We start from the raw sequence: 16001 nt of genomic DNA, 5'->3' as shown, positions 1-16001 counted from the left end.
CGGCCTCATCCTGATCGACCGTCGTCGTCCCCAGATCGGTGGATCTCCTTCGCCATCGCCTGACCGGGAACCGCCGACCGGCTCGGTACGTATGACGACGTTGGGGAGAACAGGAGCATGGAGATCCGCATTCTCGGACCCGTCGAGGTCCGCAGGGACGGGGCGACGGTGCCGCTCGGCGGTGCGAAGCACCGTGCGCTGCTCGCGCTCCTGACGCTCAACGCCAACCGCGTCGTACCCCTCGACCGGCTGATCGCGGCGCTGTGGGGCGACGCCGTGCCCGCGACGGTCGCCAACCAGGTCCAGCAGGCGGTGTCCAAGCTGCGCCGGGTGCTGGGAGAGGACGCCACCGGAGCGTCCCCGCTCGTGCGTCGCTCGGCGGGTTACGTCCTGTGGCTGGACGAGGCGGCGAGCGATGTCGCGGCCTTCGAGCGCCTCGCCGAGCGTGGCCGCGCCGCGCTCGTCGAGGGCAGGCCGTCCGACGCCGCTCGTGACCTCGGCGCCGCGCTCGATCTGTGGCGAGGTCCGGCGTGCGGCGACACGACCGGCCCGCTGGTCATCCTCGAGCGGCCACGGCTTGAGGAGCGACGACTGGCCGTCCTGCACGACAGGATCGACGCCGATCTCGCGCTCGGCCGCCACGCCGAGCTGGCCGGCGAGCTGACGGCGCTGGTGGCCGGACATCCGCTGCGCGAGTCGTTACGCGAACGGCTCATGCTCGCGCTGTACAGGTCCGGCCGCCAGGCCGAGGCTCTGGAGGAGTACCAGCGGCTGTACCGCCTCCTCGACGAGGAGCTGGGGGTCCAGCCATGCCCGAGCGTGCGACGGCTGCACCGGCGGATGCTCGCCGGCGCACCCGATCTGGACGTCCCGCCGGCTTCGAGCCCACCGGCACCACCGGATCCGTCCGGCGGGCACGGGCTCAGGGAGACGCCGGTCGTCCCGCGCCAGCTTCCGGCGGGCACCGGTGACTTCGTCGGCCGGGACGAGCAGGTCAAGCTGCTCGACGGCCTGCTCCCCGACGACGAGAGCCCCGCCCCGCGGGCCGTGGTGATCTCGGCCGTGTCCGGTACGGCCGGCATCGGCAAGACCGCGCTGGCGGTGCACTGGGCGCACCGGGTCGCCGGCCGTTTTCCCGACGGTCAGCTGTACGTGAACCTGAGGGGCTTCGACCCGGCCGGTCACGCGCTGACGCCGGCCGAATCGCTGCGCCGATGTCTCGATGCCCTCGGGGTTTCACCGCGGCGGATCCCCGCCGACGTCGACGCCCAGGCAGGGCTCTACCGCAGCCTGCTGTCCGGCAAGCGCGTGCTCGTCCTGCTGGACAATGCCCGGGACGAGGAACAGGTACGGCCCCTGCTCCCGGCCTCACCGGGTTGCCTCGCCTTGATCACCAGCCGCGACCGTCTTGCCGGCCTCGTCGCGACCGAGGCCGCCCGGCCGGTCAGTCTCGGCCTGCTCACCGGTGCCGAGGCGCGTGAGCTGCTCGCGCGCCGGCTCGGCCACGATCGGGTCGCCGCCGAGCCGCAGGCCGTCGACACCATCGTCTCCCGCTGCGCGCGGCTCCCTCTCGCGCTGGCGGTGATGGCCGCCCGCGCCGCCGTCCAGCCCGGCTTCCCCTTGCGGGCGCTGGCCGGGCAGCTGTGCGACGCCGCGGCCGCCCTCGACGCCTTCGCGGGCACCGATCCCGCCACCGACCTCAGAGCGGTCTTCTCGCTCTCCTACACCAGGCTCCCGGCGGGCGCGGCCCGGCTCTTCCGGCTTCTGGCACTGCACCCGGGCCCGGACGTCTCCGTCGCCGCGGCCGCCGGGCTCGCCGGCGTGCCGGTCGCCGAGGTCCGGCCCCTGCTGAACACCCTCACCGCCGCCCAGCTGCTCGTCGAGCACCGTCCGGGCCGCTTCAGCTTCCACGACCTGCTCCGCGCCTACGCCGGCGAACTCGTCCGGGACCAGGAGACCGGCGCCGGATCGCGCGAGGCGCTGCGCCGGGTGCTCGACCACTACGCGCACACGGGCCATCGGGCGGCGCTGCTGATCAACCCGGCGCGCAGCGCGATCGAGTTCGGCGATCCCGCCCACGGGGTCACGGTTGACGAGCTCACCGACGACCGGCAGGCGCGGACCTGGTTCTCGGACGAGCGTCCCGCTCTGCTCGCGGCCGTCGGGCGGGCGGCGGCCGAGCGGTTCGACACCGCGGCGTGGCGGATCGCCTGGACTCTTGAGAACCACCTTGACTGGCAGGCTCAGTGGGACGACCTCGCCGGGACGCAGCGCGTCGCTCTCGCCGCGGCGGAGCGACTGGGCGATGTTCTCCAGCAGGTTCTGTCGCACCTGGCCCTGGGGTGCGCGCTCTGCAGCCTCGGCCGGTACGACGAGGCCCGGACCCATGCGGGGCGGGCCATGGAACTCGCGGCGGACCGCGCGGACGAGCGGGGGCAGGCGGAGGCGCACCACACGCTCGCCTGGATCCACGGGCAGCGCGGCGAGTTCGGCGAGGCCGTCCGTCACACGCGACTCGCCCTCGACCTGTACCGCGCCGCTGACGTACTGTTCGGGCAGGCCGAGGCGCTCGACGGGCTGGGCCGGCTGTACGCCGAGCTCGGCGAAGGCGACCGGGCCGTGCGATGCTGCCGGCAGGCGCTCGCCCTGTTCGAGCGGATCGGCGACCCCCGGGCGCAGGGCGGGGCCTGGGACAGTCTCGGGTACGCCCACCACCGTCTCGGCCGCCACGACGAGGCCGTCACCTGTTACCGCCGGGCCCTCGCTCTCCTGCGGACGGGGCTGGACCCCGTGACGGAGGCGGAGACGCTCGTTCACCTCGGTGACGCGTACGCGGCCCTGCGCGGCGACGAGCCGGCGCGACAGGCCTGGCGCGACGCGCTGGCCATCCTGGACGAGCTCGGCCACCCCGGCGCCGGACGAGTCCGCGCGAAGCTCCATACCGGCGACTGAGCCGCACTCCCCGGCACCCGCCGGGCACGAGCGTGCAAAGCCCGCGCATAAGCGTCGCGATAACCCCCGCGTCGCACACTGGTCCAGCCGGAGGCCTCCGGGCGGACCACTGGACGAAATCGGGAGGACGAAGCCAGATGACCTGGTCGCGACGGATCCGTTCAACCGCGGGAGCCGCGCTCGGCGCCCTCACTCTCGTGCTCTTCACGGCGACCCCGTCCAGTGCGGAGGAGCATCGCCACTTCAACCTGGTCGCGCACAACGGGGTCGACTACGCCGGGAACTTCGCCGGGCCGGAGCCTCACCTTTCCGCGTGGCTCATCTTCCACTCCCAGAGGGAGGTGTTCCTCAGAGGACATGTTCACGACACGCAGGTCGACGGCTGGTGCGCGATGGTGTCGGTAACCGTCAACGACGGGTTCCCCGGCGCCAGCACCTTCCGCAGGGAGACCTGCGGTTACCTGACGAAGAAGTTCGTCGACGAGACCATCAACAAGACCCGCCTCTACACCATCAAAGTCGCGGTGGGCCTGCGTTATCCGCCCACCGGTCAGATCAGGTGGGGCGAGAGCGTGAAGTACCAGAACCCGTACTGGTGAACGTTTCTCCAGCGCTGATCGCCGGGAGTGCCTCGACGGGCGCTCCCGGCGCTCTTCCGGCGCATGCGTAGGCCCGCCGGGCCCGGGCAGGCGCTCCCGCATGAAGTCACGAGTTCTGACGAGTTCCGACGGCGTGAGCGTGCACGCGATCATCATGGACAAGGGCGACGAGGCCATGGCCGAGCTGCAGCGCTGGGCGGAGGAGCACGAGGTCACTGCGGCCTCGCTCACCGCGATCGGCGCGTTCAGCGGAGCCACGCTCGGCTATTTCGACCCGGAGCGCGGCGGCTACCTCCGCATCCCCGTCAGGGAGCAGGTCGAGGTCCTGAGCCTGACCGGCGACATCGCGGTCGCCGACGGGCGCCCGCAGATCCACGCGCACGCGGTCGTCGGCCTGCGCGACGGCGCCACCCGGGGCGGCCACCTCCTGGAGGCCACGGTCTGGCCCACGCTGGAGGTCATCGTGCGGGAGTCGCCGGTCTGGCTGCGCAAGCGCCACGACCCCGAGACCGGCCTCTGCCTGATCGACCTGCCGTCGTCCGGCTGAGGCTCAGCCGGAACGCAGCTGCGAGATCTTGTCCTTGAACAGGGTGGAGGCGATGGACGCCCTGCGGGGCTGGCCGCGCAGGAACGCCTCCGCGAACTTCTTGGCCTGCTCGTAGGAGACCTTGCCCGGCATCGGCGGCTCGTCGGGATCCACGTCGACGTCCACCAGGGCCGGTCCGTCGTGCGCGAGCGCCGCGCGGACGGTCTCGTCCAGTTCGCCCGGATCGGTGACCTTCCTGCCGAACCCGCCGCAGGAGCGCGCCCAGGCCGAGAAGTCGGCGACCGGCTCGGCGAAGCGCACGCCGTGCTCGGGGTAGCCGAGCACCATCTGCTCCCACAGGATCTGGCCGAGCGCGTTGTTGTTGTTGATGACCACCTTGATCGGCAGCCGGTGCCGGACCGCCGTCAGGAACTCGGCCATCAGCATCGCGAAGCCGCCGTCGCCGACGAACGCGATCACCTGCCGGCCGGGGAACGCGTGCTGCATCGCGATCGCGTACGGCAGCCCGGGAGCCATCGTGGCCAGGTTGCCCGAGAGGTAGAAGCCGCGGTCGCCGCGGATGGTCCAGTGCCTGGCGGCCCAGGTGGCGATGGTGCCGGAGTCGCAGGTGAGGATCGCGTCGCCGGTCGCGGCCCGGTCGACGCAACTGATCAGGTACTGCGGCGCGATCGGCGAGCGCCGCGGCGACTCCAGCGCCCGCATGTCGGCGCGCCAGGCGTTCATCAGCTCGGTGTACCTGGCCAGGTGAGCGCGGTCGCCGGCGTGCTTGAGCAGCGGCAGCAGGGCGCGCAGGCCCTCCTTGGCGTCGCCGATCATCGGCACCTCGGTGGGCAGCCGCACGCCCGCCCTGACCGGGTCCGCCTCCAGCTGGACCACCCGCGCCGCCCCCGGCTCCGGCAGGTGCCTGGTGTAGGGGAAGTTAGTGCCGATCATGAACAGGGTGTCGCAGTCCTCGACGAGCTCCTCGCCGGGACGGGTGCCGAGCAGGCCGATCCCGCCCACCGCGTACGGCGAGTCGTCGGGGATGACGGCCTTGCCGGGCAGCGTCTTGATCACCGGTGCGCCGAGGGTCTCGGCCACGGCCAGCACCTCGGCGCGGGCGTGCAGGGCTCCGGCCCCGGCCAGGATCGCCGGGCGTTCGGCCCGGTTGAGCACGTCGGCGGCGGCCTGCAGGTCCTCGGCGCGGGGCACGCCCGGCGGGCTCAGGTAGACCGGGGCGGTGGCCGGCGGCCGCGCGGGCGCGACCTGCGGGTAGGGGTCGGCGCCCGCCTCGGCGATCTGCACGTCGTTCGGCAGGGTCAGGTGCGCGACCCCGCGCCGGGCGTAGGCGGTCCTGATCGCGATGTCCACGACGCCGGGCAGCTGGGCCGGGTTGTCGACGACGAGGTTGTACTCGGCGACGTCGGCGAACAGGTGCTGCAGGTGGACCTCCTGCTGGTAGCCGGTGCCCAGCACGCTCGTCTCCTGCATCCCGGTGATCGCCAGGACCGGCTGGTGGTCCAGCTTGGCGTCGTACAGGCCGTTGAGCAGGTGGATGCCGCCGGGGCCGCTGGTGGCCAGGCAGACGCCGATCCGGCCGGTGGCCTTGGCGTGCCCGGCCGCCATGAACGCGGCGGCCTCCTCGTGGTGGACGAGCACGAACCGGACCCGGTCGGAGTGGCGCCGCAGGCCCTCCATGATGCCGTTGATGCCGTCGCCCGGTATCCCGAAGACCGTGTCGACGCCCCATTCGGCCAGGCGTTCGATGAGCAGTTCGGATGCGATCGTAGCCATACCTGCCGCAGTGCCCCAGAGGGTCCACCCAAACATCGGGCAGGCGGGAAAGAAATCTCCGGATCGGCAGATATGGCGGCAGGACGGAGGTGGTCCTCGCCTCGGGCTGGACCGACGCCGAGCCCGTGCCCCCACGACCAGGTGGCGACCTGGGCCGAGGTGTCGATCCGGCGTCCCTGGCGTTTCTGGATTGTTACCGGAAACAACAAACTCCCCCTCCGAGAGGTCTTCCAAAGCAGGCCGTACCGGAATACGTTGCCGCAAACAACATTCATCCGGGCCCCTCCGGAAGAAAGGACCCTGCACCCATGCGCAAGGGGATCCTCAGTCTGACCGCCGCGGCGGCCGCACTAACTCTCGGTCTCACCGCCTGCGGGGGCGACGGCGGTCAGACCTCCACGACGACCTCGGCAGAGGCTTCGGCGGAGGCTTCACAGCCGGCCGCAGGCAAGATCGGCGTCATCCTGCCCGACAGCAAGTCGTCCGCACGCTGGGAGACGGCCGACCGGAAGTACCTGCAGGAGGCCTTCGAGGCCGCCGGCGTCGAGTACGACATCCAGAACGCGCAGAACGACAAGACCGCGTTCCAGACCATCGCCGACCAGATGATCACGAACGGCGCCACCGTCCTGATGATCGTCAACCTGGACAGCGGCACCGGCAAGACCGTGATCGACAAGGCCAGGTCGCAGGGCGTGGCCACCATCGACTACGACCGCCTGACGCTGGGCGGCAACGCCGCCTACTACGTCAGCTTCGACAACGAGAAGGTGGGCCAGCTCCAGGGCGAGGGCCTGTCGAAGTGCCTGGCCGACAAGGGCGCGGAGAAGCCCATCGTGGCCTACCTGAACGGCTCGCCGACCGACAACAACGCGACGCTGTTCAAGCAGGGCTACGACGGCGTGCTCAAGCCGAAGTTCGACTCCGGCGAGTACGTCAAGGGTCCCGAGCAGTCCGTGCCCGACTGGGACAACACGCAGGCCGGCACCCTCTTCGAGCAGATGCTCACCAGCGAGCCGAAGATCGCCGGCGTGCTCTCCGCCAACGACGGCCTCGGCAACGCAGCCATCACCGTGCTGAAGAAGAACAACCTCAACGGCAAGGTGCCGGTCACGGGCCAGGACGCCACCGTGCAGGGCCTGCAGAACATCCTCGCGGGCGACCAGTGCATGACCGTCTACAAGGCCGTCAAGAAGGAGGCCGACGCCGCCGCCAAGCTCGCGGTCGCGCTGGCCAAGGGCGAGAAGCCGGCCGCGAGCGGCAGCGTCAAGGACCCGGAGACGGGCCAGGACGTCCCCGCCGAGCTGCTGGACCCGCAGGCCATCTACGCCGAGAACGTCAAGGACGTGGTGGCCGACGGTTACGTGACCAAGGAAGAGCTGTGCACCGGCGACTTCGCCGACAAGTGCACCGAGGCGGGAATCCAGTAACAACCAGGCACCTCGTAGAACCGGTAGAAGGCACGGCTCGCGCTCAGGGGCGCGGGCCGTGCCCCTCGTGAGGGAGCCCCATGACCCCCCTGCTCGAAGTCCGCGGGATCGACAAAAGCTTCGGTCCCGTGCAAGTCCTGCACGACGTGGCGTTCTCGGCCAACGCCGGAGAGGTGACCGCACTGGTCGGCGACAACGGCGCCGGCAAGTCGACGCTGGTCAAGTGCATCGGCGGCATCTACCCGATCGACTCGGGTGAGATCCTGTTCGACGGCAAGCCGGTGCACGTGCACGGCCCGCGCGACGCGGCGGCGCTCGGCATCGAGATCGTCTACCAGGACCTGGCGCTCTGCGACAACCTCGACATCGTCCAGAACATGTTCCTCGGCCGCGAACGCCGCCGGGGCATCATGCTGGACGAGGCCGCGATGGAGGAACAGGCCCAGGAGACGCTCACCGGCCTGTCGGTCCGCACGGTCAAGTCGATCAGGCAGCAGGTCTCCAGCCTGTCCGGCGGCCAGCGCCAGACCGTCGCCATCGCCAAGGCCGTGCTGTGGAACAGCAAGGTCGTCATCCTCGACGAGCCCACCGCCGCGCTGGGAGTCGCCCAGACCGCGCAGGTGCTCGAACTGGTGCGCAGGCTGGCCGACAAGGGCCTGGCCGTCGTGCTCATCTCGCACAACATGAACGACGTGTTCGCGGTGTCCGACAGGATCGCGGCCCTCTACCTCGGCAGGATGGCCGCCCAGGTCCGCACCGCCGACGTGACTCACGCGCAGGTCGTCGAACTGATCACATCCGGCCGCAGCGGAGACCTGGGGATCACGCAATGAACAAGGTCAAAGAACTGCCCGGCGACGCGATCGCCGCCGCGAAGACGTCGCCGTCGATCGGCCTCAGCGTCCGCGCCTACGCCGAGCGGGTGCGCGGCGGGGACATGGGCGCGCTGCCCGCGGTGCTCGGGCTGATCGTGCTCTGCACGGTGTTCGCCGTCGCCCGGCCGGCCTTCCTCACGGCGATCAACTTCGCCAACCTGTTCACCCAGGGCGCCGCGATCACGGTCATCGCGATGGGCCTGGTGTTCGTGCTGCTCGTCGGCGAGATCGACCTGTCGGCCGGGTTCGCCAGCGGCGTCTGCGCGGCGGTGCTCGCGGTGACGCTCACCAGCCTGGGCCTGCCCTGGTACGTCTGCGTGCTGGCCGCGATCGTCACCGGCGTGGTCATCGGCGTCACGCTCGGCGGCCTGGTCGCCAAGGTGGGCATCCCGTCGTTCGTCGTCACGCTGGCCGCGTTCCTCGCCTTCCAGGGCCTGGTGCTGGTGCTGGTCAGGGAAGGCACGAACATCTCGATCAGGGACGACGTGATCGTCGCGATCGCCACCAGGAACCTGCCGCCGTGGCTCGGCTGGGCCCTGTTCGCGGTCTGCGTGGCGGTCTACGCGGGCATCCAGCTCCTCCGGGCCAGGAAGCGCACCGCGCGCGGCCTGGTGGCCGACCCGATGTCGCTGATCGCCGCCCGGGTGGGGGCGCTCGTGGTCATCGGCGGCCTCGCGGTGTACGTGCTCAACCTGGAGCGCAGCCGCAACCCGCTGCTCACCTCGCTGACCGGTGTGCCGATCGTGGTGCCGATCATCCTGGCGCTGCTGGTGCTGTGGACGTTCGTGCTGCACCGTACCGCGTTCGGCCGGCACATCTACGCGGTCGGCGGGAACCCGGAGGCGGCCCGCAGGGCCGGCATCCCGGTGGACCGGATCAAGGTCGCCGCGTTCGTCATCTGCTCCTCGATGGCCGCGGTCGGCGGCATCATCGCCGCCTCGCGGGCCAGCTCCGTCGACCCGAACACCGGCGGCAGCTCGGTGCTGCTCTACGCGGTGGGCGCCGCCGTCATCGGCGGCACCAGCCTGTTCGGCGGCAAGGGCAGGGTGCTCGACGCCATACTCGGCGGCGCCGTGGTGGCGGTCATCGAGAACGGGATGGGCCTGATGGGGTACGGAGCGAGTGTGAAGTATCTGGTCACCGGATCGGTGCTGCTGCTCGCCGCGGGCGTGGACGCCATCGCGCGCAAACGGGCCTCCGCCGCTGGTCTAAGGTGATCAGCGACTTCCACCCGTTGAAGGAACCACAGCCTATGCGTGCCGGTCCGTCCCAGGAGGACATCAGGCGCCACAACCTCGGCGCGCTGCTGCGTCATGTCCATCTGGGCGGGCCGATCTCGCGCGCCGAGCTCACCTCCAGGATGGGGCTCAACCGCAGCACCATCATGGCGCTCACCTCCGACCTGACGGCGGCCGGGCTGGTGCGCGAGGAGCTGCCGCGCGAGACCGGCCGCGCCGGGCGGCCCTCCCTGGTGGTCCGTCCCGAGTCGTCGCGGGTGTACGTGTTCGCGTTCGACGTGGGGCCCGACCGGCTCGTGGCCGCCCGTGTCGGGTTGGGCGGGGTGATCCTCGACCGGCGGGAGCTGCCACGCCGGCGCGGCCCGTTCGAGCTGCCGGAGCTGGTCGGCGCGCTGGCCGGGTTCGCCCGGCAGATGCGACGCAAGACCAGGCCCGACACCGTGTGCGTGGGCGCCGCCGCGGCCGTGGCCGGCGGGGTGCGCAAGGGCGACGGCGTCATCACCTTCGGCCCCAACCTGATGAAACCCCATCAGGAGGTGCCGTTCGGTGAGGAACTGGGCCGCAGGCTCGGCCTCGGCCTGCCGGTGAGCGTGGGCAACGACGCCAACCTGGGCGCGCTGGCCGAGCACAGCCGCGGCCTGGGCGTGTCCGTCAAGGACCTCATCTACCTGCACGGCGACGTCGGCATCGGCGGCGGCATCATCGCGGGCGGCCACCTGCTGGGCGGCCACGACGGCTACGGCGGCGAGGTCGGCCACATGGTCGTTAACCCCGGCGGCCGGGCGTGCGGCTGCGGCTCGCACGGCTGCCTGGAGGCCGAGGTGGGGGAGCGGGCGCTGCTGGAGGCGGCGGGCCGGGCCAAGGCGGACCAGAACGGGGACGCCCAGCAGGGCAAGCACGGCCGGGAGGCGGTGCGCGCCGTCGTCGACGCCGCCGACCGGGGCGACATCGTGGCCCAGGAGGCGCTCAAGCGGGTCGGCGACTGGCTCGGCCTGGGCGTCGCCAACCTGATCAACATCTTCAACCCGGAGATGGTCATCTTCGGCGGCATGCTGAGGGAGATCTACCTCGGCTCGGCTGCGCGGGTGCGCAGCCAGCTGACCCTGCACGCCATGACACCCCAGCGCGAACGGTTGCGGCTGCGCACCTCGGCACTGGCCGACGACGCGACGCTGGTGGGCGCGGCCGAGCTGGCCTTCGCCCACGTCCTCGCGGACCCGCTGGAGGTGCTGGCCAGGGCGGGCGGCTAGGCGACCCGCGCGTTCGGCGCCGTCCAGGTGTTGCAGGCGCCGGCCGAGCCGGCGTCGTAGCCGCGGTCCTGCCAGTAGGCGAGGTTGCGCGGCTTGCCGTGGATCTCGCTCTCGCGGCTCCGCTTCACCCCGTCGATCCACTGCGCCCAGGTGATGTCGGAGTTGAGCGTGTCGAGCGTGGACCGGTAGAAGACACCGGCGAAGCACTCGGCCTGCATCTCCAGCCGGCGGCTCAGCGCCGCGCGCCGGGTCTTGCCGGAGCGCCAGTAGAGCGTGTTCTGCGCGTCCAGGATGCCGGTGAGCTCCTGTACGTGGTGGCCCCACTCGTGCGCGACCGAGTGCGCGAGGTTCAGCTTGATCTGGTCGCGCAGGTCACGCTTCATGATCCGGATCGCGACGGTGCGCTGCTGCGGGCAGTACTGCGCGCCGTTGGTGGTGATCTTCCCGCAGACCGAGCGGCTTCCGGTCGTGATCTGCAGCTTGGGCGGGCTGTAGCGCAGGCCCGCGGCCTTGAACCGGGCGGCCCAGAAGCGGTTGGCGCACCGGGCCAGCTCCTGCTGGAACCTCTTCACCGAGGCGGCGCTGCCCGGCCTGACCTCGGAGGTCGCGCAGGACATGGGGGCCGCGGTGCCCGACCGGTAGATCTTGTTCTTGGTGAGGACGGCCGGCAGCGCGGCGGTCGCGGTGGTGCTCGCGGCCGCCGCGCTGCTCGCCGTACCCGTGAGGCCCAGACCCGCGATCATGCAGGACGCCACTGCGATAAGGGGAATACGCACGATCGCGGATCTTAGACCAGTTCATGGTGTTTTGTTTACGCAACCTTGGCATTCGGCCGTGGAAGGCACGGCCGCGCCGGTGACGCGGCCGTGTGTCACGACGTCAGGCGACCGCCCTGGAGGACGCCTTCCAGGTGTTGCAGGAGCCCGGCTGCGCGGAGTTGTAGCCCCGCTCCATCCAGGCAGCCTGGCTCCGGCCCTTGCCGTGGTCGTTCTGCGCCCAGCCCTTGTGGCCGTTCTCGCGGAACCAGTTCACGGTGTGGTCCCAGTGCTCCTGGGGAACCGGCAGCGAGTGGGCGATCGTCCGCATGAAGACCGCGGAGAAGCACTCGGCCTGGAGCTCGTGGCGGCGCGACAGCTGCAGCTGGGCCGAACGGCTGGCCCGCTGCCTGGCCTGGAAGTAGTAGTTCGAGATGCCGGCCAGCTGCTGGACGTGGTGGCCGTACTCGTGGGCCATCAGCCGGGCGATGCCGACCGCGAACGGGTCGCGCAGCTCGCGCTTGGTGATCAGCATGTACATGGTGCGGTCGGCGCTGCAGTACACGCCGGCGGCGCCCGAGACCCAGCGCCCGCAGGCGTTGTTGACCTTCCTGGTGACGATGCGCAGCCTCGGCTTGCTGAAGCGCAGGTTCGCCTTGCGGAACTGGGTGGCCCACGCCTTGTTCAGGCAGTTCGTCATCCGCTGGAGGAAGCGCTTGTACGCGGCCGTGCTGCCCCGCTGGATCTCGCCCGGCGAGCAGTTGGTGGCGGCCAGGCGGCCGGTCCGGTAGAGCCGGCTGTTCGTCGCCGCGGACTTGGGGGCGGCCTGCAGGGCCGCGACCTGCTGCGCCGCCGCGGGCCGGCTCGTGACCTGCTGGACCCCGGGCTGGGCGCTGTGCGTCTGTGCGACCGCCGTCCCCGTGCCGGCCAGCGTGATGACCACGCCGGCCGCCGTGAGTGACGCCAGTTTCTTCATGGGGAGAGTGTTCATAATGTGCCAAAGACTAGGTCAAGAGCTGACAAATGTGGGTGGATTTAAGTCGATGGGTCTAGTGCGGCATCGGCGAACTAGACTCGTCCCAGTCGGCGAACAAGAGCAGAGGGGAGCCGAATCCGTGAGCGGGTTGCTGGGCTCGATCAAGGGACCGCACGACGTCAAACGGCTCGCGGCGGGAGACCTGCCGCTGCTGGCGGGTGAGATTCGCGACCTGCTCGTCGACTCGTGCGCGCGCTTCGGCGGCCACCTCGGCCCCAACCTCGGTGTGGTGGAACTCACCATCGCGATCCACCGCGTCTTCGACTCGCCGCGCGACCCGGTCATCTGGGACACCGGTCATCAGGCGTACGTGCACAAGCTGCTCACCGGCCGGGTGGCCGGCTTCGGCGCGCTCAAGCAGGAGGGCGGCCTGTCGGGCTACCCCAGCCAGGCCGAGTCCGAGCACGACTTCGTGGAGAACTCCCACGCCTCCACCGCCCTGTCCTACGCCGACGGCCTGGCCAAGGCGTTCAAGCTGCGCGGCGAGCGCGACCGCACCGCCGTCGCGGTGATCGGCGACGGCGCGCTCACCGGGGGCATGGCCTGGGAGGCGCTCAACAACATCGCCGCCGTCAAGGACCTGCCGGTCGTCATCGTGGTCAACGACAACGGGCGCTCCTACTCGCCGACCATCGGCGGCCTCGCCTCCCACCTGTCGTCGCTGCGCGTCGACCGCCGCTACGAGGACGCGCTGGAGTTCGTGAAGGAGAAGCTCGGGAACGTTCCCGTGCTCTACGACGCCCTCCACGGCCTCAAGAAGGGCGTCAAGGACGCCATCGCCCCGCAGGTCATGTTCGAGGACCTCGGCCTCAAGTACGTCGGCCCCATCGACGGCCACGACGAGCAGGCCATGGAGGCGGCGCTGCGCAGAGCCCGCGGCTTCCGCGGCCCGGTCATCGTGCACGCGCTCACCCAGAAGGGCCGCGGCTACAGCCCGGCGGAGAACCACGACGAGGACCAGTTCCACTCGCCGGGCGCCTTCGACCGCGCCACCGGCGCCGAGAAGCCCAAGGGCCGCATCTGGACCGACGTGTTCAGCGACGAGCTGGTCCGGCTCGGCAAGGAGCGCGAGGACGTGGTCGCGATCACCGCCGCGATGCTCCACCCGACCGGCCTGGCGCGCTTCGCCGACGCCTTCCCCGACCGCACCTACGACGTCGGCATCGCCGAGCAGCACGCCCTGACCAGCGCCGCCGGCCTGGCCATGGGCGGACTCCACCCGGTCGTGGCCGTCTACGCCACCTTCCTCAACCGCGCCTTCGACCAGCTCCTCATGGACGTCGCCCTGCACCGGCTGCCCGTCACCGTGGCGCTCGACCGGGCCGGCGTGACCGGCGACGACGGCGCCAGCCACAACGGCATGTGGGACCTCTCCATCCTCCAGGTCGTGCCCGGCCTGCGGCTCGCCGTCCCGCGCGACGGCGAGCGGCTGACCGAGCTGCTGCGCGAGGCGGTGGCCGTCACCGACGGGCCGACCGTGCTGCGCTTCCCCAAGGGCCCCGTCGCCGAGGCGATCGAGCCCGTACGCAAGCTCGGCGGCATGGACGTCCTGCGCGACCCCGATACCTCCGACCCCGACGTGCTGCTGGTCGGCGTGGGCCCGATGGCGCACGTCTGCCTGGAGGCCGCCACCCTGCTCGACGCGCAGGGCATCAGCGCCACGGTGGTCGACCCGCGCTGGGTCAAGCCGCTCGACGAGGCCCTGATCGGCGCGGCGGCCGGACGCCGGCTCGTCGCCGTCGTCGAGGACAACGGCCGGGTCGGCGGCGTGGGCGACGCGGTCTCGCGGCTGCTGCGCGACGCCGACGTCGACGTGCCCGTGCGCAACTTCGGCATCCCGCAGCGCTTCCTCGACCACGCCAAGCGGGCCGTCATCCTCGGCCGGATCGGACTCAACGGCCAGGACCTCGCCCGCCAGATCACCGAGGCGGTCGCCAAGCGCAGCTCGCAGGTCGTCAGTCCTTCGTAGGAGAGCCTTCCCGGGTTACGCTCACGTGAGATTCCGCACCTCGCATGATCGCCCCGGACCCGGGAAGGATCACCGACCGTGGACATCTTTCGCACGAAGAGTGTCGAGCAGTCGATCCGTGACACCGAGGCGCCCGAGCACCGGCTCCGCAAGCGTCTCACCGCCGTCGACCTGACGGTCTTCGGCATCGGTGTGATCATCGGCACCGGCATCTTCGTGCTGACCGGTCAGGTCGCCAGGGAGATGGCCGGGCCGGCGGTGGCGATCTCGTTCGTGGTGGCCGGGGTGGTGTGCGGGCTGGCCGCGCTGTGCTACGCGGAGTTCGCCTCCACGATCCCCGTGGCCGGATCGGCCTACACCTTCTCCTTCGCCACGCTGGGCGAGTTCCCCGCCTGGATCATCGGCTGGGACCTGCTGCTGGAGATGGCGCTGGCAGCCGCCGTGGTCGCCGTCGGCTGGTCAGGCTACTTCAGCGCGCTGCTCACCTCGGCCGGCGTGCACCTGCCCCCGTCGATCGCGGGCGAGGACCCCGTGGTGGACGTGCCCGCGATGGCCGTCGTGCTCATCCTCACCGCGGTCCTGATCGCCGGCATCAAGCTGTCGTCCCGGGTCAACCTGGTCATCGTGATCATCAAGGTCACGGTCGTCCTGCTGGTGATCCTGGCCGGGCTGTTCTTCATCTCCATGGCCAACTACACGCCGTTCGTCCCCGAGCCGCAGCCGACCCCGGCGGTGGAGGGCGTGCAGGCGCCGCTCATCCAGGTGCTCTTCGGCATCACGCCGGTGGCGTTCGGCGTGCTGGGCATCTTCACCGCCGCGGCCATCGTGTTCTTCGCCTTCATCGGCTTCGACATCGTGGCCACCGCCGCGGAGGAGACCATCGAGCCGCAGCGCGCCCTGCCGCGCGGCATCCTCGGCTCGCTGGTGATCTGCACGCTGCTGTACGTGGCGGTCTCGCTGGTGGTGGTGGGCATGCAGCCCTACACGGAGCTGAGCACCGCCGCGCCGCTGGCCGACGCGTTCACCGCGGTCGGGCAGCCCTGGGCGGCGGCGCTCATCAGCATCGGCGCGATCGCCGGCCTGACCACCGTGGTGATGATCCTCATGCTGGGGCAGACCCGGGTGCTGTTCGCCATGTGCCGCGACGGGCTGCTGCCGCGCCCGCTGGCCAAGGTCCACCCGAGGACCGGCACGCCCGCGCTGCTCACCGCGATCGTCGGCGTGGTCGCCGCCCTGCTGGCCGGGTTCATCTCCCTGAGCGCGCTGGCCGAGCTGGTGAACATCGGCACGCTCTTCGCGTTCGTGGTGGTGTCCGCCGGTGTGATCATCCTGCGGCGCACCCGTCCGGACCTCCCGCGGGCCTTCAGGGCGCCGCTGGTGCCGCTGCTGCCGATCCTATCGGTGCTCGCCTGCCTCTACCTGATGCTGAACCTGCCGGTCGAGACCTGGCTCCGGTTCCTCATCTGGATGGTCATCGGCGCGGTGCTCTACTTCGCGTACGGCTACCGCCACAGCATGGTGGCCGGGCCCGACCGGCGGTCGTGAGGGGCGGCCGGAGCCGCCCCCGCCGAGACCCG

Annotated in this window: 12 protein-coding genes; 9 read left to right on the top strand and 3 right to left on the bottom strand. The window is 71.0% G+C overall.

What is annotated here, in order from left to right; all coding sequences use genetic code 11:
- The first annotated feature begins 117 nt into the window (after positions 1-117).
- The 3 genes from AB0K05_RS17160 (at position 118) to AB0K05_RS17150 (ending at position 4098) form a co-directional block, all read left to right on the top strand.
- Positions 118-2952 (top strand): BTAD domain-containing putative transcriptional regulator, encoded by a 2835-nt coding sequence (locus AB0K05_RS17160; protein ID WP_364229993.1) that lies wholly within the window; start codon positions 118-120, stop codon positions 2950-2952.
- Between the two features lie 137 nt (positions 2953-3089).
- A complete protein-coding gene (locus AB0K05_RS17155; protein WP_364229991.1) occupies positions 3090-3551 on the top strand; it encodes a hypothetical protein in 462 nt (153 codons plus the stop codon).
- A gap of 100 nt (positions 3552-3651) precedes the next feature.
- Positions 3652-4098, top strand: a complete 447-nt coding sequence (locus tag AB0K05_RS17150; RefSeq protein ID WP_148030337.1) for a PPC domain-containing DNA-binding protein — start codon at positions 3652-3654, stop codon at positions 4096-4098.
- 3 nt (positions 4099-4101) lie between these two features.
- Here the strand turns inward: AB0K05_RS17150 and AB0K05_RS17145 are convergent, their stop codons facing one another.
- Entirely contained in the window at positions 4102-5871 is a 1770-nt protein-coding gene (locus tag AB0K05_RS17145; protein ID WP_364229989.1) for a thiamine pyrophosphate-dependent enzyme, read from the bottom strand.
- Between the two features lie 308 nt (positions 5872-6179).
- Here AB0K05_RS17145 and AB0K05_RS17140 point away from each other — a divergent pair, with 308 nt between their 5' ends.
- The 4 genes from AB0K05_RS17140 (at position 6180) to AB0K05_RS17125 (ending at position 10664) form a co-directional block, all read left to right on the top strand.
- Entirely contained in the window at positions 6180-7301 is a 1122-nt protein-coding gene (locus AB0K05_RS17140; RefSeq protein WP_219543159.1) for a substrate-binding domain-containing protein, read from the top strand.
- A gap of 80 nt (positions 7302-7381) precedes the next feature.
- Positions 7382-8134 carry an ATP-binding cassette domain-containing protein gene (locus tag AB0K05_RS17135; RefSeq protein ID WP_148030340.1) on the top strand — a complete coding sequence of 251 codons (753 nt, stop codon included), beginning with the start codon at positions 7382-7384 and terminating at the stop codon, positions 8132-8134.
- Complete coding sequence (locus AB0K05_RS17130) at positions 8131-9393, top strand: ABC transporter permease (RefSeq protein WP_364229986.1); 1263 nt, start codon at positions 8131-8133, stop codon at positions 9391-9393. The genes AB0K05_RS17135 and AB0K05_RS17130 overlap by 4 nt, the downstream gene beginning before the upstream one ends.
- A 35-nt stretch (positions 9394-9428) precedes the next feature.
- Positions 9429-10664 (top strand): ROK family transcriptional regulator, encoded by a 1236-nt coding sequence (locus tag AB0K05_RS17125; protein ID WP_219543161.1) that lies wholly within the window; start codon positions 9429-9431, stop codon positions 10662-10664.
- Here the strand turns inward: AB0K05_RS17125 and AB0K05_RS17120 are convergent.
- Positions 10661-11440: a neutral zinc metallopeptidase gene (locus AB0K05_RS17120; RefSeq protein ID WP_219543162.1), complete on the bottom strand. Its 780-nt coding sequence runs from the start codon at positions 11438-11440 to the stop codon at positions 10661-10663. The genes AB0K05_RS17125 and AB0K05_RS17120 overlap by 4 nt on opposite strands.
- Before the next feature lie 103 nt (positions 11441-11543).
- On the bottom strand, positions 11544-12395 hold the full coding sequence (locus AB0K05_RS17115) for a neutral zinc metallopeptidase (RefSeq protein WP_271277583.1): 852 nt from the start codon (positions 12393-12395) through the stop codon (positions 11544-11546).
- Positions 12396-12543: 148 nt separating this feature from the next.
- Here AB0K05_RS17115 and dxs point away from each other — a divergent pair, with 148 nt between their 5' ends.
- Both dxs and AB0K05_RS17105 read left to right on the top strand, forming a co-directional pair.
- On the top strand, positions 12544-14424 hold the full coding sequence (gene dxs, locus AB0K05_RS17110; protein ID WP_246639193.1) for a 1-deoxy-D-xylulose-5-phosphate synthase: 1881 nt from the start codon (positions 12544-12546) through the stop codon (positions 14422-14424).
- A 78-nt stretch (positions 14425-14502) separates the two neighbouring features.
- Positions 14503-15969 (top strand): amino acid permease, encoded by a 1467-nt coding sequence (locus tag AB0K05_RS17105; protein ID WP_364229983.1) that lies wholly within the window; start codon positions 14503-14505, stop codon positions 15967-15969.
- Positions 15970-16001 lie beyond the last annotated feature (32 nt).

The sequence above is a fragment of the Nonomuraea sp. NPDC049486 genome (assembly GCF_040676925.1).
Lineage (GTDB): Bacteria > Actinomycetota > Actinomycetes > Streptosporangiales > Streptosporangiaceae > Nonomuraea > Nonomuraea ferruginea.
This window is presented reverse-complemented; position numbering and strand designations above follow the sequence as displayed.